We start from the raw sequence: 22,625 nt of genomic DNA on the forward strand, positions 1-22,625 counted from the left end.
GGGACCTTCGAGCCGTCCTCCAGACCCCCTTGCGACGGTTGCCACCACCGACGACCACCCATCCAGGAGGCTCGCGTTGCACCGCACTCTGATCGTCGCCCGACTCGCCGGTGACACCACCGGCGAGATCGGCGACGTGTTCGCCGAGTCCGACTCCACGGACCTGCCCCACATGATCGGGGTCTCCCGGCGGACCCTCTTCTCCTTCCACGACCTCTACTTCCACCTCGTCGAGGCCGACCAGGACATCACGCCGAACCTGTACAAGGCCCGCAGCCACCCGCTGTACGAGGACATCAACGCCCGCCTCGCCAAGCTGGTCTCGCCGTACGACCCGAACTGGCGGGAGCCCAAGGACGCCATGGCGTCCGCCTTCTACACGTGGACCCCGCAGGAGGGTGTACAGCGATGACGACCGCACTGCCCGCGAAGATCAACGTCTCGGACGCCGACCCCAACACCAAGCGCGGCGGCGACATCCGGGTCACGCTCAGCCCCAGGACCACCGGTTGCGGTTCCGGCTTCGGCGGCGTGCTGTGGCTGGAGCCCGGCGAGTGGATCACCGAGCACTACCACCCGTACTCCGAGGAGTTCCTGCACGTCGTCACCGGCGAGCTGGAGATCGCGCTGGACGGCCGCAAGGTCCCGCTCGGCCCCGGCGACTCGATCATGGTGCCGATCGACGTCCGGCACCGCCTCGTCAACACCGGGACCGAGAAGGCGCACCTCGTCTTCCACCTCTCCCCGCTCGCCCCCCGGCCGGAACTCGGCCACGTCGACACCGAGCAGCCGCTGAACCCGGGCGCCGCCAACCCGGACGTGGGCGGGACGCGATGACCCGGCGCGCCGTCATCACCGGCATCGGCGTCGTCGCCCCCGCGGCGGTGGGCCGTGAGGCGTTCTGGGACCTGCTGTCCTCGGGCCGCACCGCCACCCGGCCGATCAGCCTCTTCGACGCCAGCGCGTTCCGTTCCCGGATCGCCGCCGAGGTCGACTTCGACGCGGTGGCGGCCGGCCTGTCCCCGCAGGAGATCCGGCGGATGGACCGGGCCGGCCAGTTCGCGGTGGTCTCGGCGCGCGAGGCACTCGCCGACAGCGGCCTGGACATCGGCGGCGTCGACCCCGGCCGCCTCTCGGTGAGCCTGGGCAGCGCCGTCGGGTGCACCACCGGTCTGGAGGAGGAGTACCGCGTGCTCTCCGACGACGGCCGGCTGCACCACGTCGACCACCGCTACGGCGTTCCCCACCTCTACGGCCACATGGTGCCCAGCACCCTGGCCGTGGAGGTGGCCAGGACGGCCGGCGCCGAAGGCCCGGTCGCCCTCGTCTCCACCGGCTGCACCTCCGGGCTGGACGCCGTCGCGCACGGCGCCCAGCTCATCGAGGAGGGCTCCGCGGACATCGTCCTGGCCGGGGCCACCGACGCCCCCATCTCGCCGATCACCAGCGCCTGCTTCGACGCCATCAAGGCGACCTCGCCCAACAACGACGAAGCCGGCCACGCCTCCCGCCCCTTCGACGCCCGGCGGGACGGCTTCGTCCTGGGCGAGGGCGCGGCGGTCATGGTGCTGGAGTCCGAGGAGTCGGCCCTCGCCCGCGGCGCCCGGATCTACGCCGAGGTGTCGGGCTTCGCCAACCGCAGCAACGCGTACCACATGACCGGCCTCAAGCCGGACGGCCGCGAGATGGCCGAGGCGATCTCGCTCGCCCTCGACCGGGCCCGGCTCGACCCGTCGGCGGTGGACTACATCAACGCCCACGGCTCCGGCACCAAGCAGAACGACCGGCACGAGACCGCCGCCTTCAAGCGGAGCCTCGGGGCCCGCGCCCACGAGGTGCCGGTCTCCTCCATCAAGTCGATGATCGGGCACTCGCTCGGCGCCATCGGCTCCCTGGAGGTCGCCGCCTGCGCCCTGGCGCTCCAGCGGCAGGTCGTCCCGCCGACGGCCAACCTCCACCACCGCGACCCCGAGTGCGACCTGGACTACGTGCCGCTCGTCGCCCGCGACCACGTCATGGACACCGTCCTGACGGTCGGCAGCGGATTCGGCGGCTTCCAGAGCGCCATGGTGCTCACCCGGACCCTGCAGGAGGCGGCGTGAGCACCGCGGACCGTCCCGGCGGGCGGATCCTGGTCACCGGACTCGGCGTCGTCGCCCCCACCGGCCCGACCGTCGAGGACCACTGGCAGGCCGTGCTGGCCGGCAAGTCCGGACTCGGCCGCATCACCGCCTTCGACCCGTCCGGCTACCCCGTCACCGTCGCCGGGGAGGTCTCGGGCTTCGAGGCGCGGGGCCGCGTCCCCGGCCGGGTCGTCCCGCAGACCGACCGCTGGACCCACCTGGCGCTGGTCGCCACGGACGCCGCCCTCGCGGACGCCGGGGCCGACCCGGCCGAGCTGGACGAGTACGAGATGGCCGTGGTCACCTCCAGCTCCTCCGGCGGCACCGCCTTCGGCCAGAACGAGATGGAGAACCTCTACCGGCAGGGCCCCTCCTGGGTCGGCGCCTACCAGTCCATCGCCTGGTTCTACGCCGCCACCACCGGCCAGATCTCCATCCGGCACGGCATGCGCGGCCCCTGCGGCGTCGTCTGCGCCGAGCAGGCCGGCGGCCTGGACGCCATCGCCCAGGCCCGCCGCCTGCTGCGGACCGGTTCCCGGCTCGTCGTCACCGGCGGCACCGACTCCTCGCTCTGCCCGTACGGCGTCGTGGCGCAGCTGGCCGACGGCCGGCTGTCGACCCTCGACGACCCGGCCCGCGCCTACACGCCCTTCGCCATCGACGCCCCCGGCCACGTGCCGGGGGAGGGCGGCGCGATCCTCGTCACCGAGACCGAGGAGTCGGCCCGCGCCCGCGGCCGCACCCGCTCCTGGGGCGCGGTCGAGGGCTGGGCGGCCGGCTTCGACCCGTACGACGACGCGGCCCGCACGGAGGGCGGGACCGAGGGGCGGACCCGTCCGCCGGTGCTCGCCGGAGCGATCCGCCGCGCCCTCGCCGACGCCGGCCTCGCCCCCGGCGACATCGGCGCCGTCTTCGCCGACGGCGCGGGCAGCCCGGAGCGGGACGCCGCCGAGGCCCGCGCGCTCGCCGAGGTCTTCGGCCCGCGCGGCGTCCCGGTCACCGCCCCCAAGTCCCTCACCGGCCGGCTGTACGGCGGCGGCGCGCCGCTCGACGTCGCCACCGCCCTGCTGGCCCTGCGGGACGGCGTCGTCCCGCACACCGCAGGCACGGCGCGCCCCGACCCCGACTACGCCCTCGACCTGGTCGTCGACCGGCCCCGCGAACTCCCGCTGCGCCACGCCCTCGTGGTCGCCCGCGGGCACGGCGGCTTCGTCTCGGCCCTCGTCGTCGGCGCGGCATGACCCGCCGCCCCACCCCGCACTCCACCCCCCACCCCTCACCCCACCCGCTCCCGGAAGGACGGACAGCTGTGAGCAGTCTCGAACTGAACGACCTGTACACGATGATGATCGAGGCCGCGGGCGTCGACGACGGCGTGGTGCTCGACGCCGACGCCGCCGAGCGGGGCTTCGAGGACCTCGGCTACGACTCGCTCGCCGTGCTCGAACTGTTCGGCCGGATCGAGCGGGTGACCGGGATCTCGATCCCCGAGGAGGCGGCCCACGACCTGCTCTCCCCGGCGGCCGTGATCGCCTACGTCAACGGCAGCCTGACCCCGGCGGGGGCGTGACATGGCCGGCCACACCGACAACGCGATCGTCATCGACGCCCCCCTGGAGACCGTCTGGGAGCTGACGAACGACGTCGCGAACTGGCCCTCGCTGTTCAGCGAGTACGCCTCCGCCGACATCCTCGCCCGCGAGGGCGACACCGTCCGCTTCCGCCTCGCCCTCCACCCGGACGAGAACGGCACGGTCTGGAGCTGGGTCTCCGAGCGGACCGCGGACGCCGCGACCCGCACCGTCCGCGCCCACCGCGTCGAGACCGGCGTCTTCAAGTACATGTCCCTCTTCTGGGAGTACACCGAGGTGCCGGGCGGCGTGCGGATGCGCTGGGTGCAGGACTTCGAGATGAAGCCCCAGGCCCCGATCGACGACGAGGCCATGACGAACCGCCTCAACACCAACAGCGCCGGCCAGATGGCGCTCATCAAGCAGAAGGTCGAGGCGGCCGCGCTCGCGGCAGCCTCCTGAACCGAAGGACCCACCACCATGGACCTCAGCCTGAACGGCCGCAAGGCCCTCGTCACCGGCGGCAGCCGCGGCGTCGGCCGCGGCATCGTCCTCGCCCTCGCCCGCGCCGGCGTCGACGTCGTCACCTGCTACCGGCAGGAGAGCGAGGCCGTCGAGTCGCTCCGCGCCGAGCTGAAGGAGATCGGCGGCGACCACCACGTGCTGCGCGCCGACCTCACCGACCCCGCCGAGATCGAGGGCCTGCTCGCCGAGTGCGCCACCCGCCTCGGCAGCCTCGACCTCGTCGTCAACAACGCCGGCGCGATCAGCCACATCCCCTTCGGCGAGCTCCCGCTCGACGAGTGGCACCGGGTCATCGACACCAACGTGACGGCCTCGTACCTGATCGTCCAGCACGCCCTGCCGCTGCTGAGCGAGGGCTCGTCGATCGTCTCCATCGGCTCCAAGTCCGCCGAGGTCGGCATCCCGACCCGCGCGCACTACACCGCCTCCAAGGCCGCCCTCATCGGCCTGACCCGCTCGCTCGCCAAGGAGCTCGGCCCGCGCGGCATCCGCGCCAACGTGGTCGCCCTCGGCGTCATCGAGACCGAGGCCATGGCGGCCCTCCCGGACGACGTCCGCACCCAGATGCGCGAGCGCTACGAGGCCAAGACGGCGCTCGGCCGGCTCGGCACCCCGGCCGAGGTCGGCCAGGCCATCCTCTTCCTGGCCAGCCCGCTCTCCTCGTACGTCACCGGCGCCACCCTCTACGTCGACGGAGGCATCTCCTGATGACCGCGACCACCGACACCACCGCCCCCGCGCCGGCCGGGACCGCGGCCCCGGGCCCGTACCGCGTCATGCTCCGCATGGAGATCCGCCCGGGCATGACCGAGGACTTCGAGAAGGTCTGGCTCGCGATCGGCGACTCGGTCACCTCGCACCCCGCCAGCCTGGGCCAGACCCTCGCCCGCGCCACGGGCGAGGAGAACGTCTACTACATCGTCAGCGACTGGACCGACGAGCCGAGCTTCCGGCTCTTCGAGACCAGCGACCGGCACCTGGAGCACCGTCAGCAGCTGCACCCGTTCCGCAGCCAGGGCTCCATGGTGACGATGGAGGTCACCGCCAGGGTCGACCCGTCCGGCGAGCACACCACGCACGCCGCGTGGGAGGCGGCGCGTTGAGCGTCGCCCCGGCCGGCGAGGTGCGCGTCCTCGTCTACCACGCCACGACGGACGAGCAGGGGGTCGAGGCCGCCTACCACCGGGTGAGCCTGGAGATGGCGAAGGTCGACGGGATGCTCGGCAACGAGCTCCTGCACTCCCTGCCCGACCCCCAGGGGTTCCTCGTGCTCAGCCGCTGGCGCGACGAGGAGGCGTTCCACGCCTGGGAGCGCGGCGCCTCCCACCAGGACAGCACCTCGCCGCTGCGCCCCTTCCGGGACACCCGGATGAGCGTCCCGTTCGGGATCTACCGGGTGCGCGCCGCGTACTGACCGTCCTCCGCACCACAAGGGCCTGGCCCCGGTCTCCGAGAAGGAGAACCGGGGCCAGGCCCTTGTGCGGCTCCATCGCCCCGCCGCCTTCCCGCTCCACCGCCTTCCCGCCGGTCCGCCCGCGCACGCGCGGGCGGACCGGTTCACAGGAAGCGGCGCACGCCCTCCAGGTGCCGTTCCAGCTCCGCCGGCTCGCCCGGCGCGCCGTCGAAGGAGACGTGCCCGTCCGGACGGACCAGCAGCAGCCGCGCCCCCGCGTCCGGTACGCCCTCCGGGGCGGGCGCGGCGGGGCAGGCCACCAGCGGCAGCCCGAACCGCGCGGCGACCCCGGCGGCCGCGCGGCCCGCCTCCGCGCCCGGGCGGTCCGGACGGGCCGGGTCCGTGCCGGGCAGCAGGGCGACGTACCAGCCGGGGCCAGCGGCGCGGGCCACGCCCTCGGGCGCCCGGTGCCCCGCGAGGGCGCCCCCGGCCGCCGTGAGCGGACCCGGCGCGTGGACGGTGTCCGGCTCCGTGCGCAGCTCGAAGACGCGGGCGAGCAGCCGGTCGCGGATCACCTCCAGCGGCACGGTCGAGCCGTAGCCGAGCACCCGCTCGGCCCGGTCCCGGATCCGCTCCGCCGCCGCCCGCCGCTCGGCGTCGTAGGTGGCGAGCAGCTCCGCGCCCGTCCCGGCCGGGGCGGAGGCCGCCGCGGCCAGCTTCCAGCCGAGCCCGGCGGCCTCCTGGAGGCCCGTGTTGAGTCCGTGCACCGGCATCGGGAAGGACCGGGCCGCGTCGCCCAGCAGCACCACCGGGCCGTCCACGAAGGCCGGGGCCACCCAGCTCCGCGGCCGTACCGCCCAGATCGCCCCGGGCTCCCCGGTCAGGCGCACCCCGACCGAGCGCCGGGCCGCCTCGACCACCTCGGCCGGCGACGGCCGCCGGTCCGCTCCGGCCGGATCGTCCGGCAGGGCCAGGAAGAGCCGGTGGCCGCCGCCCGGCAGGGGCACCAGACCGCCGTGGCCGGCCCGGTCGCGCAGGATGTGCTCGACGCCGGGCGCGGGCGCGTCCTCCGGGGCCACCTCGACGTCGGCGAGCAGCCAGCGCATGCCGACCGGCGCCACGTCGGCCGGACCGGCCACCCCGGCCACCCGGCCGGCCGCGCCGGTGGCGCACACCACCCGGTCGGCCGGGGCCTCCTCGACCCCGTCGGGGCCCCGCAGCACGGCGACGGCGGGGGCCCCGGCACCGTGCCGGGACGCCCCGCCGCCGTCGCGCCGGACCTCCAGGAGCTCCACTCCGTACTCCACGGCGCCGCCGAGGGCGCGCAGCCGTTCCAGGAGCAGGTGTTCCAGGTCCTCCTGGCGGACCAGCAGCGGAGCGTCGAACGGGCCGTCGCCGGACCGCAGGTCGACCTCCGCGTCGGCGCCCGCGATGAGGAACCGCTTGCGCTCCAGCGCCGTGCCGGCCCGGCGCAGCGCCTCCACGGACACCCCCGCCGAGGCCAGCACCCGCAGACTGCGCTGCCACAGCGTCGGGCAGCGCGAGCCGCCCGCCGGGCCGGGCCGCCGGTCCACCACCCGGCACGGCACGCCGCGCGCCGCCAGTTCGACGGCGCACAGCAGACCGCTCGGCCCGGCCCCCGCGATCAGGATCCGCCCGGTCACGGGCGGACGGCCGCGGCGGGGGAGGGCGCGGACCCGGCGCCCACCGGGACGGACAGAGCACGCCGCTCCATGGACCGCCGTTCGAAGACGGCGACGAAGCCCTCGGGGGTGCTGGTGTCGCCGTACTCCTCCAGATGGGGCGTCAGCCGGGCCTCGATCTGCGGCCGGCCGGGCCGGTGCGCCATGTAGCGGGCGACGTCGGCGACCTCGCCGTCGTAGGCGACGACCCGGACCATGTGGGGGCCGGAGACGAAGACCGCGACGCCGTGCAGGCTGCCGCTGGTGTCGCCCTGCTCGTCGCGGAGCATCGGCCTGGCCTGCGGCCGTACGGCGGTGAAGATCGTGGTGAGTTCGTCGGCGGCGCCCGGCCGGACCGGGTAGTGGATCGCCGACAGGGCGGCCGGCACCGCGTTCACCACGCGCTGCTGCACCCGGCGCATCAGCCGCCCGCGCAGCGCGTCCGCGAACCCGGCGGACGGGTCCCAGGGCGTCTCCAGGAACGGCGCGACGTGCTCCGCCCAGCGCACCACCGCGGGCAGCCCGGCCAGCACGGCGGCCGGGTCGTCGTGCTCCTCGCGCAGGTGGAAGGCGAGCAGCAGCAGCTCCTCGCGGACGAAGACGGCGGCGGACAGCACCGGGCCGTCCGCGTCGAGCAGCGGCGACGGCGGCGGGGGCGCCGCGGCGAACCGGCGGACGGCGTCGGGCGCGAGAGGGGCGCCCAGGGCGACGAAGGACATGCGGAGAACCTCCGGGAGGGGAAGAAAGAGGGGGAAGGGGAAGGGAAGGGGGAAGCAGCGGGCGAGGGGAGGGGCGGGCGGGGCGCTACGGCAGCAGGACCGCGGCCGCCGAGGTCAGGCCCAGCGCGCCGAAGGCGCACGAGGTGCGCAGCACGTGCCACCGGCGCCACCGCGGCCGCGGGTCCGGCCAGTCGGCGCCGAGCGCGCCCGGCCGCATGGTCGCCACCACCTTGTTGATGGGGACGTTCCCGAACTGCGACACCACCTGCACGCCGACGAGCAGCAGCGCGGAGGCCGCGAACAGCAGCCGCAGCCCGGTGGTCGGCGCCGTGACGACCAGCGCCACGTCGGCCAGCAGCGCCGCCGTCACGATGATCGGCATGTACGGGTGGTAGCCCTTGCCGAGCAGCTGGTGGGTGACCACGTAGTCGTCCGGCTCCAGCGCGAAGAGGGTGGGCAGCACGCTCACCGCGACGGCGAAGAACACGCCCGCGACGAGTCCGGTGCCCAGCAGGGTGACGCCCCCCAGGATCTGTGTGAACACGGTCGGTACCGACTTCCTTCCGGCAGGGCCGGGACGGGACGGGCCCGCGCCCCGGCATGTAGGCCCGCCACCCTGTCGCAGCCGCCTCGCGCGCCGGTCCAGGCACTCTCCAGCCCCGGCCCCAACGCCCCTCGACCCCTCGTCGAGCAGCGCCCCGGACGCTGTGGCCGACCGAGGAGGAGAACCCCGTGACCGAACTGCTGATGGCCCTGGTCCTGGCGGGCAACGGCGTCGCCGCCGGCGTCTTCGCCGGCACCGTGCTGGGCGGCGTCCCGCTGCTGATGTCGCTGCCGCCCCAGGGCTACGTCCACGCCCACCGCTTCCTGGCGACCCGTTACGACCCCTTCATGCCGGTGACGCTGGCCGCCAGCGCCCTCATCGACATCGTGCTCGCCTTCAACGCCCCCACGGGCACCGCCCGCACGCTGTACGGCGTGGCGGCCGTGGTCCTGCTGAGCGTGATGACCGTGTCGGTGACCAAGACCGTCCCGATCAACCGCTGGGTCGTCACCCTCACCCCGGAGTCCATGCCGGACGACTGGGAGAACGTCGACCCGCGCCGCGACTGGCAGCGCTGGAACGCCGTCCGCAGCTCCCTGTGCGTGCTCGGCCTGTTCGTCAACCTGGCCGCGCTGACGACCGCCTGGAGCTGAGGGGAACCCCATGCACCGCCGTACCGCGCTCGTCACCGGCGCCTCCAGCGGGCTCGGCGAGGTCTTCGCCCGCGAGCTCGCCGCCCGCGGCCAGGACCTGGTCCTGGTGGCCCGCCGCGCCGACCGGCTGCACGCCCTGGCCGGCGAACTCACCACCGCGCACGGCGTCGTCGCGGAGGTGCTGCCCGCCGACCTGACCCGGCCCGAGGAGCTCGCCGAGGTCACCCGGCGGCTGGCCGCAGGACCCGCCGAGGTGGGCCTCCTGGTCAACAACGCGGGCGTCCTCGGCAGGATCGCCCCGCTCGCCGACCAGGACCCCGACGACCAGGCCGCCCTCGTCGACCTCGACGTCCAGGCGGCCGTCCGGCTCACCGCCGCCGCGGCCCGCGCCATGACCCGCCGGGGCGACGGACGCATCGTCAACGTCTCGTCGATGACCGGCTTCCTGCCCGTCCCGCGCGGCGCGGTCTACGGCGCGTCCAAGGCGTTCCTCACCGCCTTCAGCGAGAACGTCCACTGCGAGACCGCCCACCTGGGCGTCCACGTCACCGCCGTCTGCCCCGGTTCGGTCCGCACCGGACTGCACCAGGGCTCCGGCACCAAGGGCCGGCTCGGCCGGAACCTCGACCCGCTCGACGTCGTCCGCGACGCGCTCGCCGCCGTCGAGGCGGGCCGCCCGCTGTGCGTACCCGGCCGCGACTACCGGCTCAAGGCCGGGCTCGCCACCGCCCTGCCCCGCGCCCTGGTACGGCGCGCCGTGCTGCGCCTCTGGCAGCAGGAGAGGAGATCCCGATGAGTACCGAGCCCGCCGCCGGCCCCGCCGAGCCGCTGCACGTGCACGTCCGCCACCGCACCCCCGACGCGGACGCCCTGCGCGCCGCCTACGCCGTCTCGCGCCGGGACCTGGCCGGCACCCCCGGCCTCACCGGCCTCGCCCTGCTGCGGCAGACGGCGGCCCCGGACGCCTGGCTCCTGGTGATGAGCTGGACCGGCCGGGCGGCCTACGAGGCGTGGGAGTCCGGGCCCGACCACAAGGCGTACCGGTCCCCGATGCGTCCCTTCCAGGACCGCGCCCACCCCGACGGCCACTACACGGTCTACGAGGGCCGGTCCGCCGCCGTCGCCGTCCCCGGCGCGGACGCCCCCACGCCCGGCGCCGCCCCCGCCCCCGCCGGATGAGGAGTCAGCCCCGATGACGATGAAAGCGCTCGTGACGGCCGGTCACAGCAGCCGCGGCCTGCGGCCGGTGACCGCCGGCACCCCCACCCAGCTGGTGCCGCTCGCCAACGAACCCCTGCTCCACCACACCCTGCGGGAGATCGCCGCGGCCGGCGTCACCGACGTCGGCGTGGTCACCGGACCCGACGGGGGAGCCGTCCACCGGGCCCTCGGCGACGGCCACCGGTTCGGCGTCCGGATCACCTATCTGCACCAGCCGGTGCGCCGCGGCCTCGCGCACGCGGTGATCGACGCCCGGGGCTGGCTGGGCGACGACGACTTCCTGCTCCACCCCGGCCACACCGTCTCGCACGGCGCGCTGCCGGCCCTCGTCGAGGACTTCCGGGAGGGCCGCGCGGACGCGCTGGTGATGGTCGACGCCGGCGGCGACGGACCGGTGGACCTCGACGCCCTCGCCCGGCTCGGCAGCATGGAGCCGGGCCCGCCCGGCGCCGCCCCCCGCGTGCTGGATCCGGCCGAGGGCCCCGGCGGCCCGGGCGCCGGGGCCCTGACCGGCCTCTGCCTCTTCACGCCCGCCGTCCACCAGGCGGTGTCCGCGCTGCGGCCCTCGTGGCGCAGGACCCTGGAGTTCACCGACGCCCTGTTCTGGCTGGGCGAGCACGGCTACGAGGTGCGCGGCCACACCGCCCGCGGCTACTGCGGCGACGCCTCCCGCCCCGAGGGGCTGCTGGCCTGCAACCGGTACCTGCTGTCCGGCCGGCGGACCCTGATCGAGGGCACCGTCGACGAGGCCACCCGGATCAGCGGTCCCGTGGTCGTCGCGCCCGGCGCGGACGTCACCCGCTGCCGGATCACCGGACCGGTCGTCATCGGCCACAACGCCGTGGTCGCCGACAGCGTCATCGGACCCGACGTGTCGATCGGCCCGGACTGCGTCGTCCAGGACGCCTCCGTCCACGGCACGGTCCTGTTCGACGGCGCCTGGGTGTCCGGCGTGCACGGCCTGCGGGACTCCGTGATCGGCCGGGACGCGCGGGTGGTCCGCCGGCCGGAGCGGACCGACGGCCACCAGCTCGTCCTCGGCGACCGGGCCACGGCCCGGCTGAGCGCCTGATGGCCACCGCCGAGGCCGGCCGTCCGGCGGCCGGGTTACGCGCCCGGCCGGCGCGCCGGCACCGGCTCACCGGCCGGCTGCCCGGCCGGCTGGGCGAGGTGACCCGGTTCGCCGCCGTCGGCGGCACCGCCTTCGTCATCGACGCGGGCGGCGCCAACCTCCTGTGGTGGCTGCTCGGCGACGGCGGCCACCTCACCGGGAAGGTGCTGTCGGTGCTGGCCGCCACCGCCTTCTCCTTCGCCGCCAACCGGCACTGGACCTTCGACGACCGCCCCCGCCGGGGGCGGACCCGGGAGTTCGGGCTGTTCGTCCTGACGAACGCCCTCGCGGCCGGTGCCTCGCTGCTCTGCCTGGGCTTCACCGTCTACGTGCTCGGTCTCGAGTCGCTGGCGGCCAAGAACGTCTCCGCCAACGTCGTCGGCGTCGCCCTGGGCACCGTCTTCCGCTACTGGGCCTACCAGCGGTGGGTCTTCCCGAGCGGTCACCGGGTTCAGGACCGTCCGAACCCTGAGGAAAGGAACGTCGATTCCGATGCGCATTCTGGTCACGGGGGGAGCGGGGTTCATCGGCTCCCGGTACGTCCGAGGAGTACTGGGGGGTGAGTACCCCGGAGCCGCGGACGCGCAGGTCACCGTCCTCGACGCGTTCACCTACGCCGGCCGCCCGGAGAACCTCGACCCCTACCGGGGCGATCCCCGGCTGCGGGTGGTCCACGGCCGGGTCGAGGACCCGGAGGCCGTCGACCGCGCGATGCGCGGCCAGGACGCGGTGGTGCACTTCGCCGCCGAGTCCCACGTCGACCGCTCGATCGCCGACGGCGCCGCCTTCGTCCGCACCAACGTCCAGGGCACCCAGACCCTCGCCGAGGCCGCCCACCGGCACGGCGTCGGCGTCTTCGTGCACGTCTCGACCGACGAGACCTACGGCTCCCTGGCCACCGGCAGCGCCGACGAGGACCATCCGCTGCGCCCCAACTCGCCCTACGCGGCGTCCAAGGCGGCCAGCGACCTCGTCGCGCTCGCCTGCCACCGCACCCACGGCCTGGACGTCCGGGTCACCCGGTGCACCAACAACTACGGGCCGTACCAGTTCCCCGAGAAGATCGTCCCGCTGTTCGTCACCCGCCTCCTGGAGGGCCGCACGGTCCCGCTGTACGGAGACGGCCTCAACATCCGCGACTGGCTGCACGTCGACGACCACTGCCGGGGCGTCCAGCTCGTCCTCGAACGCGGCAGGGCCGGCGAGGTCTACAACATCGGCGGCGGCACCGGCCTGACCAACCGCGCCCTCACGGAGCGCCTCCTCGGCCTCTTCGGCGCGGGCCCGGAGCGCATCGAGTACGTCGAGGACCGCAAGGGCCACGACCGCCGCTACGCCCTGGACTGGAGCAAGATCCGCGACGAGCTGGGCTACCGCCCGCGCTGGGACCTCGCCGAGGGGCTGGCCGCCACCACCCGGTGGTACGCCGAGAACCGCGCCTGGTGGGAGCCGCTGCGCTCCGCCCCGGCCGACACCGTGGCCGCCTCGTGAACGGTCGCGGCGGCATCGGGCCGAACCCCCCGTCCGACATGTGCGGCATCGTCCTGGCCGGCGGCTCCGGCAGCCGCCTGTACCCCCTGACCGCCGTCACGTCCAAGCAGCTCCTGCCCGTCTACGACCGCCCGCTGATCCACTACCCGCTGTCCGTCCTGATCGCCGCCGGCATCGGGGACATCCTCGTCGTCACCGGCCCCGGGCACCTGCCCGGCTACCGCGCCCTCCTCGGCGACGGCGGCCACCTCGGCGTCCGGCTGTCGTACGCGGTGCAGACCGTCCCGCGCGGCCTCGCCGACGCCCTGCTGGTCGCCGCGGACTTCATCGGCGGCCGGCGCGTCGCCCTGGTCCTCGGCGACAACGTCTTCCACGCCCCCGGGCTGCCGGAGCTGATGCGCCGCGAGATCGCGGGCCTCGACGGCTGCACCCTCTTCGGCAGCCGCGTCCCCGACCCGCACCGCTACGGCGTCGCCGCGCTGGCCCCGGACGGCAGCCTCCTCGACCTGGAGGAGAAGCCCGCGGTCCCGCGCAGCGACCTCGCCGTCACCGGCCTCTACCTCTACGACAACGAGGCCGTGCGGTACGCGGCCGGGCTCACCCCCTCGGCCCGCGGCGAACTGGAGATCACCGATCTCAACCGGCGCTTCCTCGCCGAGGGCAGGGCCCGGCTGGTCCCGGTGGGTCCCGACGCCACGTGGATGGACGCGGGCACGCCGGACAGCCTCCTGGACGCGGGCATCTTCGCCCGCCGGGCCCACCGGCGCGGCGTCCCGTTCCCCACCCTGGAGGACGCGGCGCGCCGCTCCGGCTTCCTGCCCGAGGAGCTGCCGGTGGCGGCCGGCGCGCGCGTCTGACCGCCGCCGGACGGGCCGTCGGAGCCCACCGGCCGAAAACTCTCGTGCGATCCTCCGAAGGCCCGGTCGCGAGCCTCGGAGGATTCGCCCGGGAGTGGTATGCGTACCGGCGTGGGACAATGAACTACGTGCTTTTTCCCCTGGCTGAAATGCCTAGGGGCCGATCCGAACGACTGGGATGTCAGCACGTGCGTTTCCTCAATGACGTCAAGCCGCCGTACGACCTCACGTACGACGATGTGTTCATGGTGCCGAGCCGCTCGGCCGTCGGCTCCCGCCAGGCCGTGGACCTCTCCGCGCCGGACGGCACCGGCACGACGATCCCCCTGGTCGTCGCCAACATGACCGCGATCGCCGGCCGCCGCATGGCCGAGACGGTGGCCCGCCGGGGCGGCCTCGTCGTCATCCCCCAGGACATCCCGATCGAGGTCGTCACCGAGGTCATCTCCTGGGTCAAGAGCCGCCACCTGGTCCTCGACACCCCCATCGTCCTGGAGCCGCACCAGACCGTCGCCGACGCCCTCGCGCTGCTGCCCAAGCGGGCCCACGAGGCCGGCGTGGTCGTCGACGAGCACCGCCGCCCCGTCGGCGTCGTCACCGACGCGGACCTCACCGGCGTCGACCGCTTCACCCAGCTCTCCGAGGTCATGGCGAAGGACCTCCTCCTGCTGGACGCGGACATCGACCCCCGCGAGGCCTTCAACGTCCTCGACGGCGCCAACCGCCGCTACGCCCCCGCCGTGGACGCGGACGGCAAGCTGGTCGGCATCCTCACCCGCAAGGGCGCCCTGCGCGCCACCCTGTACACCCCGGCCGTGGACGCGGACGGCAAGCTGCGGATCGCCGCCGCCGTCGGCATCAACGGCGACGTGGCCGGCAAGGCCAAGCTGCTCCTCGACGCGGGCGTCGACACGCTCGTCATCGACACCGCCCACGGGCACCAGGAGTCGATGATCTCCGCCATCCGGACCGTCCGCGCGCTCGACCCGCGGGTCCCGATCGTCGCGGGCAACATCGTCGCCGCCGAGGGCGTCAAGGACCTCATCGAGGCCGGCGCCGACATCATCAAGGTCGGCGTGGGCCCCGGCGCCATGTGCACCACCCGCATGATGACCGGTGTCGGCCGCCCGCAGTTCTCGGCCGTCCTGGAGTGCGCCGCCGAGGCGAAGAAGTACGGCAAGCACGTCTGGGCCGACGGTGGCGTCCGCCACCCGCGCGACGTCGCCATGGCGCTCGCCGCCGGCGCGTCCAACGTGATGATCGGCTCCTGGTTCGCCGGGACGTACGAGTCCCCCGGCGACCTCCACGAGGACGCCCAGGGCCGCGCCTACAAGGAGTCCTTCGGCATGGCGTCCGCCCGCGCGGTGCGCAACCGGACCTCCGACGAGTCCTCCTACGACCGCGCCCGCAAGGCGCTCTTCGAGGAGGGCATCTCGACCTCGCGGATGTTCCTCGACCCGGCCCGCCCGGGCGTCGAGGACCTGATCGACTCGATCATCGCGGGCGTCCGCTCCTCCTGCACCTACGCGGGCGCGAGCACCCTGGCGGAGTTCGAGGACAAGGCCGTCGTGGGCATCCAGTCCGCCGCCGGCTACGCCGAGGGCAAGCCCCTCCACGCCAGCTGGAGCTGACCCTCCCGCGGGCCCGGCCCCTGCCGCGCCCGGACCTTCCGCGCCCGAGCCCGCACCCCGTACGCCTCCGTACGGGGTGCGGGCTCAGGCGTTCTCCGCGACGGAGCCGCGCAGCGCCCCCGCGACCGCCCGCCCCAGCACCGCGTGCCCCGCGTCGTTGGGGTGGAGCCCGTCCGCCAGGTGCTCGGGCCGCAGCAGGGGCCGGCCCGGCAGCACGAGGAGCCGGTCGTCGCCCGCGGCCACCAGCTCCCGCCCCGCCCGCTCCATCGCCCGCCGCAGCTCCGTCAGCGTCGCCCCCAGGGCGTTGCGGGTGTGCTCGGCCGCCGGGCGCAGCACGGGGGAGACGAGGAGCAGCGGGGTGCGCGGGTGCCCCCGCCGGATCAGCCGCACGTAGGCCAGCACCGTCGCGTGCAGCCACTCGGGCGTGGCGGGCGCCCGGTCCCAGCAGTTGGTGCCGAAGGCCAGGGTGATCAGCTCGCCGGGCAGCCGGGACAGCTGCTCCGCCAGCGGCAGCTCGCCGCGCGCCCCGCCCGCGTACCCCAGGTTCACCGGGTCGAGCCCCAGCGCGCGCCCCGCCGCCGCCGGCCAGGAGTGGGCCGGCCGGGTGGACCACCAGCCCTCGGTGATGGAGTCGCCGTGGACCAGCCAGCGCGGCCGGGGGGCCGCGGGCGCCAGGGCCCCGCCGACGGCCCGCACGCCGCGCACGACGGGCGCCTGGGCCTCCGGCAGGTGGACGGTGAACTCCCCTCCGCCGGGCGGGAGCCGGAGCCGTACCGTGGCCTCCTCCGCCGGCTCCGCGAAGACCTCGGTGACGCACCGGTCGTCCTGCCAGAGCGCGAACGCGTGCCGCAGCGACCGCAGTTCGTCCCCGGCCGCCGGGACGGCCGCCCGGTAGCGCAGTTCCACCGCCGAGGTGCCGGGCCGCGCGCGGAACTCCACCCGCACCCCGATCGGCAGCGCGGCCCGCTCCGCGATGTCCCAGGGCAGCCGCTCCAGGTCGGCGGGGTCGGCGCGGACCGGCCGGTCGCCGTCCCGCCAGGCGGTGCCGCGCAGGAAGGGTTCGGGCTCCAGCCAGCTCACACGGCACCTCCGGTCGGCCGGGTGCAGGGTGGTCCACGCGGACCGAGGAGTCAAGGCACGCGCACCGGGTCCGGCCCCCGCTCCGCGCACACCCGTCCTGTACCCGGATGTGTCGATTCATGCGGGGGCGCGCAATGTTTCCCCGCCCGGGCCCGAAGTGCGCAATGATCATCCGCCGTTGCGCAAGAACACTGCGTTACGGATGCGAATCCGGACGCTAGGCTCATCCCTCGTACCAGGAGTGGCGGGGACCGCCTGCTCGGCGGTCTCCCTGCCCCCGCGGGCTGCTTCGGCGTGCCCACGGACCCGGCACGCGTCCGTCGCGGTCCCCGTCGTACCGACAGGCAGCGATAAGGAGCCTCCGCAGTGCTGGATCACGGCGCAGCCCCACCGGTCGAGGACACGACCGCCCGCAAGACCACCGTCCTGACCGCCCTCACCCGCCGCAAGCCGGTGGAACGCCTGGTCGCGGAGGGTGGGCAGGGCGAGGGCGGCACTCTCCGCCGCTCGCTCTCCATGTGGCAGCTGACCATGATCAGCATCGGCGCCACCCTCGGCACCGGCATCTTCGTCGTCCTCGGCGAGGCGGTCCCCGAGGCCGGCCCGGCCGTGACGCTCGCCTTCGTCTTCGCCGGCCTCACCGCGCTCTTCTCGGCCCTCTCGTACGCGGAGCTGGCCGGCACCATCCCGGTCGCCGGCTCCTCCTACTCGTATGCGTACGCAACGCTGGGCGAGCTCGTCGCCTGGGTCTGCGGCTGGTGCCTGATGCTCGAGTACGGCGTCTCGGTCGCCGCCGTGGCCGTCGGCTGGGGCGAGTACCTGAACGAGCTGCTCGACGGCACGATCGGCGTCACGCTCCCGGACGCGCTCAGCGCGCCGCCCGGTGACGGCGGCGTCTTCAACCTCCCGGCGCTGATAGTCGTCGTCCTCGCGATGCTCTTCCTGCTCGGCGGCGCCAAGGAGTCGGCCCGCGCGAACACGATCATGGTCATGGTGAAGATCGCCGCTCTGGTGCTCTTCTGCGCCGTCGGCTTCATGGGCTTCAAGTCGGGCAACTACTCCGACTTCATGCCGCTCGGCATCGGCAGCGTCGGCGCCGCCGGCGCCATCCTCTTCTTCTCGTACATCGGCTTCGACGCCGCCTCCACGGCCGGCGAGGAGGCCAAGAACCCCAAGCGCGACCTGCCCCGGGCGATCATGCTCTCGCTCGTCATCGTCACCGCGCTGTACGTCCTCGTCGCGGCCGTCGCCGTCGGCGCCTGGGACTGGAAGAAGTTCGCGGGCACCGACGCCACCCTCGCCGCGATCATGAACGACGTCACCGGACAGAGCTTCTGGGGCACCCTGCTCGCCGCCGGCGCCGTGATCTCCATCGCCAGCGTGGTCCTCACCGTCCTCTACGGCCAGACCCGCATCCTCTTCGCGATGTCCCGCGACGGCCTCGTGCCGAAGGTCTTCGGCAAGGTCGACGCGAAGACCGGCACCCCGCGCACCAACACCCTCATCGTCTCGCTGCTCTGCGGCGGCCTCGCGGCCGTCGTCCCGCTCGGCGAGCTGGTGAACGCCACCAGCATCGGCACCCTCTTCGCCTTCGCGCTGGTCAACATCGCCGTCGTGGTGCTCCGCTTCACCCGCCCCGACATGGAGCGCTCCTTCAAGGTGCCCTTCGGCCCGGTCTTCGCCGTGCTCGGCTTCCTCTGCTGCGGGTACAGCATGTACAGCCTCGACCTGATCACCTGGGTGTACTTCGGTGCCTGGATGGCCGTGGGCCTCGTGTTCTACTTCGTGTACGGCATGCGCCGCTCCCGACTGGCCACACACGCAGAGAAGTGATCCACCCGTAGTGCGACTCAACGACCTCGACGAACGCATCGTCCACGCCCTCGCGGAGGACGCCCGCCGCAGCTACGCCGACATCGGCTCGCTCGTCGGGCTCTCCGCCCCCGCCGTGAAGCGGCGCGTGGACCGGCTCCGGGCCGAGGGCGCCATCACCGGCTTCACCGTGCGGGTGGATCCGGCGGCGCTCGGCTGGGAGACGGAGGGGTTCGTCGAGATCTTCTGCCGCCACAACACCTCGCCCAACGACATCCGGCGAGGTCTGGAGCGGTACCCGGAGGTGGTGTCCGCGTCGACCGTCACCGGTGACGCGGACGCCGTCGTCCAGGTCTTCGCCTCCGACATGCGCCACTTCGAGCGCGTCCTGGAGCGGATCGCGGGCGAGCCCTTCGTGGAGCGCACCAAGTCCGTCCTGGTGCTCTCCCCGCTGCTGCGGCGCTTCTCCTCGGGCTCACCCGCCTGACCGGTGGCCACCGCCGGTACGGGGGCTCCCGAGGCACCGCGCCGGAGCCGCCCGCCCCGGCCGTGGCCCTTCGTCCCCGACGCGCCGGAGGGCCGCTGGGGCGCCGGGCCGGCGCCACGGTGCCCGGCCTCGGGGAACGGCCCGCCCGGGGGTGCGCCGCCGGTCGCGGAGCGCGTGCGCCCCCGGGCCGGTCGCCGCGCAACGAATCGCCGCCCAGCTCGTACATCGCGCAACGGTTCGACGGTCGGTCCGCAACGGTCCCGTCTTGTCCCGGCCGAGCCCGGAACCGTACCGTTTTGGACGTCTCCCGCAGACGCCCCTCCCTTCCCTCCGCCCCCACGAGGTTCAGCATGCCCACGGTGCGCACCGCCCTGCTCCAGAGCTCCGGCCGGCTCGGCGACGTGACCGCCAACCTGCGGATCCTCGACGAGGCCGCCGGACGGGCCGCCGCCGCGGGGGCGGACGTGCTGCTCGCCCCCGAGCTCTTCCTCACCGGCTACGCCATCGGCGCCGACATCGCCCGCCTGGCCGAGCCGTCCGACGGCCCCTCGGCCCGCGCGGTCGCGGAGACCGCCGCCCGCCACGGCCTCGCCGTCGGCTACGGCTACCCGGAGCGGGACACCGAGCGGCACGGCGTGATCTACAACGCCGCAGCGCTCTTCGGCGCCGACGGCGCCCCGCTCGCGCACTACCGCAAGACCCACCTCTTCGGCGACTTCGAGCTGAAGTGGTTCACCCCCGGCGACCAGCCCCTCGTCCAGGCCCGCATCGGCGACCTCACCGTCGGCCTGATGATCTGCTACGACGTCGAGTTCCCCGAGAACGTCCGCGCGCAGGCGCTGGCCGGCACGGACCTCCTCCTCGTGCCGACCGCCCTCATGCACCCGGCCGAGATCGTGCCGCTGTCCGTGGTCCCGGTGCGCGCCTTCGAGAGCCAGCTGTACATCGCGTACGCCAACCGCGCCGGCGCCGAGGGCGACTTCGAGTTCGTCGGCCTCTCGGTGCTCGCCGGCCCCGACGGCACCGCCCGCGCCCGGGCGGGCCGGGGCGAGGACCTGGTCGTCGGCGACGTCGACACCGAGGCCCTGGCGGCCTCCCGCGCGGAGAACCCGTACCTCCGCGACCGCAGGCCGGGCCTGTACGGCTCCCTCGTCTGAGCGGCCCCCGCCCCGCCCCCCTCCACCTCCCGCCCCACCCCCGTGCAAGGAGTCCGTACCCCATGACGTCCACCGTGCCCAACGCCGTCGAGCACGCCGACGAGCAGCAGCCGCCGATCACCATGTTCGGCCCGGACTTCCCGTACGCCTACGACGACTTCCTGGCCCACCCGGCCGGTCTCGGCCAGATACCCGCGACCGAGCACGGCGCCGAGGTCGCGGTCGTCGGCGGCGGCCTGTCCGGGATCATCGCCGCGTACGAGCTGATGAAGATGGGCCTCAAGCCCGTCGTCTACGAGGCCGACCAGATCGGCGGACGGCTGCGCACGGTCGGCTTCGAGGGCCCGGAGACCGAGGGGCTGACGGCGGAGATGGGCGCGATGCGCTTCCCGCCCTCCTCCACCGCGCTCCAGCACTACATCGACCTGGTCGGCCTGGAGACCACGCCGTTCCCGAACCCGCTGGCCGAGGCCACCCCCTCGACCGTCGTCGACCTCAAGGGCGAGTCGCACTACGCCGAGACCGTCGACGACCTGCCGCAGGTCTACCGCGACGTCGCCGCCGCGTGGAACAAGTGCCTGGACGAGGGCGCCGACTTCTCCGACATGAACCGCGCCATGCGCGAGCGCGACGTCCCGCGCATCCGCGAGATCTGGGCGAAGCTCGTCGAGAAGCTCGACAACCAGACCTTCTACGGCTTCCTCTGCGAGTCCGAGGCCTTCAAGTCCTTCCGGCACCGCGAGATCTTCGGCCAGGTCGGCTTCGGCACCGGCGGCTGGGACACCGACTTCCCCAACTCCATCCTGGAGATCCTCCGGGTCGTCTACACCGAGGCCGACGACCACCACCGCGGCATCGTCGGCGGCTCGCAGCAGCTGCCGCTGCGCCTGTGGGAGCGCGAGCCGGAGAAGATCGTCCACTGGGCGCAGGGCACCTCGCTGGCCTCGCTGCACGACGGCGGGCAGCCGAAGCCGGCCGTCACCCGGCTGAACCGCACCGCGGGCAACCGGATCACCGTCACGGACGCCTCCGGCGACATCCGCACCTACCAGGCGGCGATCTTCACCGCCCAGTCCTGGATGCTGCTCTCCAAGATCGCCTGCGACGACTCGCTCTTCCCGATCGACCACTGGACGGCGATCGAGCGCACCCACTACATGGAGTCGTCGAAGCTGTTCGTCCCCGTCGACCGGCCGTTCTGGCTGGACAAGGACGAGGAGACCGGGCGGGACGTCATGTCGATGACGCTCACCGACCGGATGACCCGCGGCACCTACCTCCTGGACGACGGCCCGGACAAGCCGGCCGTCATCTGCCTCTCGTACACGTGGTGCGACGACAGCCTGAAGTGGCTGCCGCTCTCCGCGAACGAGCGGATGGAGGTCATGCTGAAGTCGCTCGGCGAGATCTACCCGAAGGTCGACATCCGGAAGCACATCATCGGCAACCCGGTGACGGTCTCCTGGGAGAACGAGCCCTACTTCATGGGCGCCTTCAAGGCCAACCTGCCGGGCCACTACCGCTACCAGCGGCGCCTGTTCACCCACTTCATGCAGGACCGCCTGCCCGAGGACAAGCGCGGCATCTTCCTCGCCGGCGACGACATCTCCTGGACGGCCGGCTGGGCCGAGGGCGCGGTGCAGACGGCGCTGAACGCGGTGTGGGGCGTGATGCACCACTTCGGCGGCGCCACCGACGGCACCAACCCGGGCCCGGGCGACGTCTACGACGAGATCGCCCCGGTCGAGCTGCCGGAGGACTGAGTCCGTAGGGGGCCGAGCCCTCGGGGGCCGGTTCCGTACGGCGGTCAGGGCCTGGCCAGGGGCGTGAGCAGCATCCGCCCCACCAGGCCCACCGAGCGGTCGAGCCGTTCGGTGAACTCGCCCGCGATCCCGGGCAGCGCCCGCAGCTGCCACAGCGAGCGGGCGGCCAGCCAGGCCCCGTCGCGGGCCCGGTCCAGGCTCCAGCAGCCGAGCAGGTGCGTCAGCGGGTCCGCGATCTCCAGGAGGTCCGGGCCCGGCATCAGTTCCTCGCGGATCCGCTCCTCCAGGAGGACGAGGACGTCGCCGACCCGGTCGAACTCGTCCTCCAGGTCCGCCGGCGCGCACTCCAGGGCGGCGCAGGCGTCGACGACGGCGAGCGCCAGGTCGTGCCCGATGTGGGCGTTGATCCCGGCGAGCGCGAACTGCAGCGGGGTCACGCCGGGGTGGCGGCGGTAGTGGAAGAGGGGCCGCCAGCAGGCCGGCCCCGGGCGGCCCGACGCGTGGGCGTCGACGGCGGCGAGGTAGCGCTCGGCGAAGCGCACGTCCAGGGTGGCCGCCGCCCGCCGGTCCTCGAAGGCGCCCGCCTCGATGGCGTGGCCGATCTCCTCGGTGACGGTGAGGTACACCCGGTTGAAGACGGCGACCCCGTCGGCCGGGTGCCAGCCCGCCCGCAGCGACCGCATCCGGTCCACCACGGGGTCGACCGCCACGAACTGCCCGATCCGCTCTTCCGCCCACTGGGTCTGCGCCATGGGGGCAGACTTCCAGCCGCCGGGCCAGGGAGGGAGCCTCCCGGGCCCGGCTT

Annotated in this window: 26 protein-coding genes; 21 read left to right on the top strand and 5 right to left on the bottom strand. The window is 74.2% G+C overall.

Translation table 11 applies throughout. The features are described 5' to 3' along the window. Positions 1-76 precede the first annotated feature (76 nt). The 9 genes from ACF1ED_RS18730 (at position 77) to ACF1ED_RS18770 (ending at position 5,633) form a co-directional block, all read left to right on the top strand. Positions 77-412 carry a TcmI family type II polyketide cyclase gene (locus tag ACF1ED_RS18730; RefSeq protein ID WP_391761723.1) on the top strand — a complete coding sequence of 112 codons (336 nt, stop codon included), beginning with the start codon at positions 77-79 and terminating at the stop codon, positions 410-412. After that, entirely contained in the window at positions 409-837 is a 429-nt protein-coding gene (locus ACF1ED_RS18735) for a cupin domain-containing protein (protein WP_391761725.1), read from the top strand. The genes ACF1ED_RS18730 and ACF1ED_RS18735 overlap by 4 nt, the downstream gene beginning before the upstream one ends. Then, on the top strand, positions 834-2,102 hold the full coding sequence (locus ACF1ED_RS18740; protein WP_391761727.1) for a beta-ketoacyl-[acyl-carrier-protein] synthase family protein: 1,269 nt from the start codon (positions 834-836) through the stop codon (positions 2,100-2,102). Before ACF1ED_RS18735 ends, ACF1ED_RS18740 begins: the two co-directional genes overlap by 4 nt. Then, positions 2,099-3,364, top strand: a complete 1,266-nt coding sequence (locus tag ACF1ED_RS18745) for a ketosynthase chain-length factor (RefSeq protein ID WP_391761729.1) — start codon at positions 2,099-2,101, stop codon at positions 3,362-3,364. Before ACF1ED_RS18740 ends, ACF1ED_RS18745 begins: the two co-directional genes overlap by 4 nt. Positions 3,365-3,432: 68 nt before the next feature. After that, a complete protein-coding gene (locus ACF1ED_RS18750) occupies positions 3,433-3,693 on the top strand; it encodes an acyl carrier protein (protein WP_043223687.1) in 261 nt (86 codons plus the stop codon). A gap of 1 nt (position 3,694) precedes the next feature. Further along, a complete protein-coding gene (locus tag ACF1ED_RS18755) occupies positions 3,695-4,156 on the top strand; it encodes an SRPBCC family protein (RefSeq protein WP_391761731.1) in 462 nt (153 codons plus the stop codon). 18 nt (positions 4,157-4,174) lie between these two features. Then, positions 4,175-4,927, top strand: coding sequence for an SDR family NAD(P)-dependent oxidoreductase (locus tag ACF1ED_RS18760; RefSeq protein WP_391761733.1), 753 nt, complete (start codon positions 4,175-4,177; stop codon positions 4,925-4,927). After that, positions 4,927-5,322, top strand: coding sequence for an antibiotic biosynthesis monooxygenase family protein (locus ACF1ED_RS18765; protein WP_391761735.1), 396 nt, complete (start codon positions 4,927-4,929; stop codon positions 5,320-5,322). Before ACF1ED_RS18760 ends, ACF1ED_RS18765 begins: the two co-directional genes overlap by 1 nt. Then, entirely contained in the window at positions 5,319-5,633 is a 315-nt protein-coding gene (locus tag ACF1ED_RS18770) for an antibiotic biosynthesis monooxygenase family protein (protein WP_391761737.1), read from the top strand. The genes ACF1ED_RS18765 and ACF1ED_RS18770 overlap by 4 nt, the downstream gene beginning before the upstream one ends. A gap of 143 nt (positions 5,634-5,776) precedes the next feature. On the opposite strand, the gene ACF1ED_RS18775 is transcribed toward ACF1ED_RS18770, so the two are convergent. From ACF1ED_RS18775 to ACF1ED_RS18785, 3 genes are all read right to left on the bottom strand, one after another. After that, complete coding sequence (locus ACF1ED_RS18775) at positions 5,777-7,276, bottom strand: FAD-dependent monooxygenase (protein WP_391761739.1); 1,500 nt, start codon at positions 7,274-7,276, stop codon at positions 5,777-5,779. Further along, the gene (locus ACF1ED_RS18780) at positions 7,273-8,013 is read right to left on the bottom strand and encodes a SchA/CurD-like domain-containing protein (protein WP_391761741.1); all 741 of its coding nucleotides are present in this window, start codon (positions 8,011-8,013) and stop codon (positions 7,273-7,275) included. Before ACF1ED_RS18780 ends, ACF1ED_RS18775 begins: the two co-directional genes overlap by 4 nt. A gap of 85 nt (positions 8,014-8,098) precedes the next feature. Next, positions 8,099-8,557 carry a DUF1772 domain-containing protein gene (locus ACF1ED_RS18785; RefSeq protein ID WP_391761743.1) on the bottom strand — a complete coding sequence of 153 codons (459 nt, stop codon included), beginning with the start codon at positions 8,555-8,557 and terminating at the stop codon, positions 8,099-8,101. Between the two features lie 188 nt (positions 8,558-8,745). Between ACF1ED_RS18785 and ACF1ED_RS18790 the strand changes: the two genes are divergently transcribed. The 8 genes from ACF1ED_RS18790 (at position 8,746) to ACF1ED_RS18825 (ending at position 15,521) form a co-directional block, all read left to right on the top strand. Next, on the top strand, positions 8,746-9,210 hold the full coding sequence (locus ACF1ED_RS18790) for an anthrone oxygenase family protein (RefSeq protein WP_391761745.1): 465 nt from the start codon (positions 8,746-8,748) through the stop codon (positions 9,208-9,210). A 10-nt stretch (positions 9,211-9,220) separates the two neighbouring features. Continuing rightward, complete coding sequence (locus tag ACF1ED_RS18795; RefSeq protein WP_391761747.1) at positions 9,221-10,006, top strand: SDR family NAD(P)-dependent oxidoreductase; 786 nt, start codon at positions 9,221-9,223, stop codon at positions 10,004-10,006. Beyond that, the gene (locus ACF1ED_RS18800) at positions 10,003-10,389 is read left to right on the top strand and encodes an antibiotic biosynthesis monooxygenase family protein (RefSeq protein WP_391761749.1); all 387 of its coding nucleotides are present in this window, start codon (positions 10,003-10,005) and stop codon (positions 10,387-10,389) included. The genes ACF1ED_RS18795 and ACF1ED_RS18800 overlap by 4 nt, the downstream gene beginning before the upstream one ends. A gap of 13 nt (positions 10,390-10,402) precedes the next feature. Then, entirely contained in the window at positions 10,403-11,503 is a 1,101-nt protein-coding gene (locus ACF1ED_RS18805; RefSeq protein ID WP_391761751.1) for a sugar phosphate nucleotidyltransferase, read from the top strand. Beyond that, a complete protein-coding gene (locus ACF1ED_RS18810; protein WP_391761753.1) occupies positions 11,503-12,105 on the top strand; it encodes a GtrA family protein in 603 nt (200 codons plus the stop codon). The genes ACF1ED_RS18805 and ACF1ED_RS18810 overlap by 1 nt, the downstream gene beginning before the upstream one ends. Next, positions 12,035-13,033 carry a dTDP-glucose 4,6-dehydratase gene (gene rfbB, locus ACF1ED_RS18815; RefSeq protein ID WP_391761755.1) on the top strand — a complete coding sequence of 333 codons (999 nt, stop codon included), beginning with the start codon at positions 12,035-12,037 and terminating at the stop codon, positions 13,031-13,033. Before ACF1ED_RS18810 ends, rfbB begins: the two co-directional genes overlap by 71 nt. Continuing rightward, positions 13,030-13,890 carry a sugar nucleotidyltransferase gene (locus tag ACF1ED_RS18820; RefSeq protein ID WP_391761757.1) on the top strand — a complete coding sequence of 287 codons (861 nt, stop codon included), beginning with the start codon at positions 13,030-13,032 and terminating at the stop codon, positions 13,888-13,890. Before rfbB ends, ACF1ED_RS18820 begins: the two co-directional genes overlap by 4 nt. Positions 13,891-14,078: 188 nt before the next feature. Then, positions 14,079-15,521, top strand: coding sequence for a GuaB1 family IMP dehydrogenase-related protein (locus tag ACF1ED_RS18825; RefSeq protein ID WP_391761759.1), 1,443 nt, complete (start codon positions 14,079-14,081; stop codon positions 15,519-15,521). A gap of 84 nt (positions 15,522-15,605) precedes the next feature. Here ACF1ED_RS18825 and ACF1ED_RS18830 read toward each other — a convergent pair whose 3' ends face one another. Then, positions 15,606-16,601, bottom strand: a complete 996-nt coding sequence (locus tag ACF1ED_RS18830) for a GDSL-type esterase/lipase family protein (protein ID WP_391761761.1) — start codon at positions 16,599-16,601, stop codon at positions 15,606-15,608. Positions 16,602-16,967: 366 nt separating this feature from the next. Here ACF1ED_RS18830 and ACF1ED_RS18835 point away from each other — a divergent pair, with 366 nt between their 5' ends. From ACF1ED_RS18835 to ACF1ED_RS18850, 4 genes are all read left to right on the top strand, one after another. Continuing rightward, positions 16,968-18,434 (top strand): amino acid permease, encoded by a 1,467-nt coding sequence (locus tag ACF1ED_RS18835; protein WP_391761763.1) that lies wholly within the window; start codon positions 16,968-16,970, stop codon positions 18,432-18,434. A gap of 10 nt (positions 18,435-18,444) precedes the next feature. After that, positions 18,445-18,900, top strand: coding sequence for an Lrp/AsnC family transcriptional regulator (locus ACF1ED_RS18840; protein WP_383459568.1), 456 nt, complete (start codon positions 18,445-18,447; stop codon positions 18,898-18,900). Positions 18,901-19,250: 350 nt separating this feature from the next. Continuing rightward, the gene (locus ACF1ED_RS18845) at positions 19,251-20,057 is read left to right on the top strand and encodes a carbon-nitrogen hydrolase family protein (protein ID WP_391761765.1); all 807 of its coding nucleotides are present in this window, start codon (positions 19,251-19,253) and stop codon (positions 20,055-20,057) included. Positions 20,058-20,119: 62 nt separating this feature from the next. Continuing rightward, positions 20,120-21,820 carry a flavin monoamine oxidase family protein gene (locus ACF1ED_RS18850; RefSeq protein ID WP_391761767.1) on the top strand — a complete coding sequence of 567 codons (1,701 nt, stop codon included), beginning with the start codon at positions 20,120-20,122 and terminating at the stop codon, positions 21,818-21,820. A gap of 44 nt (positions 21,821-21,864) precedes the next feature. Here the strand turns inward: ACF1ED_RS18850 and ACF1ED_RS18855 are convergent, their stop codons facing one another. Continuing rightward, on the bottom strand, positions 21,865-22,572 hold the full coding sequence (locus ACF1ED_RS18855) for a DUF5995 family protein (RefSeq protein WP_391761768.1): 708 nt from the start codon (positions 22,570-22,572) through the stop codon (positions 21,865-21,867). Positions 22,573-22,625 lie beyond the last annotated feature (53 nt).

It is taken from the genome of Streptomyces sp. NPDC014656 (assembly GCF_043084305.1).
GTDB lineage: Bacteria > Actinomycetota > Actinomycetes > Streptomycetales > Streptomycetaceae > Streptomyces.

Bases quoted from the DNA above. Each gene is read 5' to 3' on its own strand.
- ACF1ED_RS18845 (WP_391761765.1), top strand. From the start codon at position 19,251: ATGCCCACGGTGCGCACCGCCCTGCTCCAGAGCTCCGGCCGGCTCGGC.
- ACF1ED_RS18810 (WP_391761753.1), top strand. From the start codon at position 11,503: ATGGCCACCGCCGAGGCCGGCCGTCCGGCGGCCGGGTTACGCGCCCGG.
- rfbB (WP_391761755.1), top strand. From the start codon at position 12,035: ATGCGCATTCTGGTCACGGGGGGAGCGGGGTTCATCGGCTCCCGGTAC.
- ACF1ED_RS18755 (WP_391761731.1), top strand. From the start codon at position 3,695: ATGGCCGGCCACACCGACAACGCGATCGTCATCGACGCCCCCCTGGAG.
- ACF1ED_RS18780 (WP_391761741.1), bottom strand. From the start codon at position 8,013: ATGTCCTTCGTCGCCCTGGGCGCCCCTCTCGCGCCCGACGCCGTCCGC.
- ACF1ED_RS18740 (WP_391761727.1), top strand. From the start codon at position 834: ATGACCCGGCGCGCCGTCATCACCGGCATCGGCGTCGTCGCCCCCGCG.
- ACF1ED_RS18805 (WP_391761751.1), top strand. From the start codon at position 10,403: ATGACGATGAAAGCGCTCGTGACGGCCGGTCACAGCAGCCGCGGCCTG.
- ACF1ED_RS18760 (WP_391761733.1), top strand. From the start codon at position 4,175: ATGGACCTCAGCCTGAACGGCCGCAAGGCCCTCGTCACCGGCGGCAGC.
- ACF1ED_RS18765 (WP_391761735.1), top strand. From the start codon at position 4,927: ATGACCGCGACCACCGACACCACCGCCCCCGCGCCGGCCGGGACCGCG.
- ACF1ED_RS18800 (WP_391761749.1), top strand. From the start codon at position 10,003: ATGAGTACCGAGCCCGCCGCCGGCCCCGCCGAGCCGCTGCACGTGCAC.
- ACF1ED_RS18855 (WP_391761768.1), bottom strand. From the start codon at position 22,572: ATGGCGCAGACCCAGTGGGCGGAAGAGCGGATCGGGCAGTTCGTGGCG.
- ACF1ED_RS18795 (WP_391761747.1), top strand. From the start codon at position 9,221: ATGCACCGCCGTACCGCGCTCGTCACCGGCGCCTCCAGCGGGCTCGGC.
- ACF1ED_RS18735 (WP_391761725.1), top strand. From the start codon at position 409: ATGACGACCGCACTGCCCGCGAAGATCAACGTCTCGGACGCCGACCCC.
- ACF1ED_RS18850 (WP_391761767.1), top strand. From the start codon at position 20,120: ATGACGTCCACCGTGCCCAACGCCGTCGAGCACGCCGACGAGCAGCAG.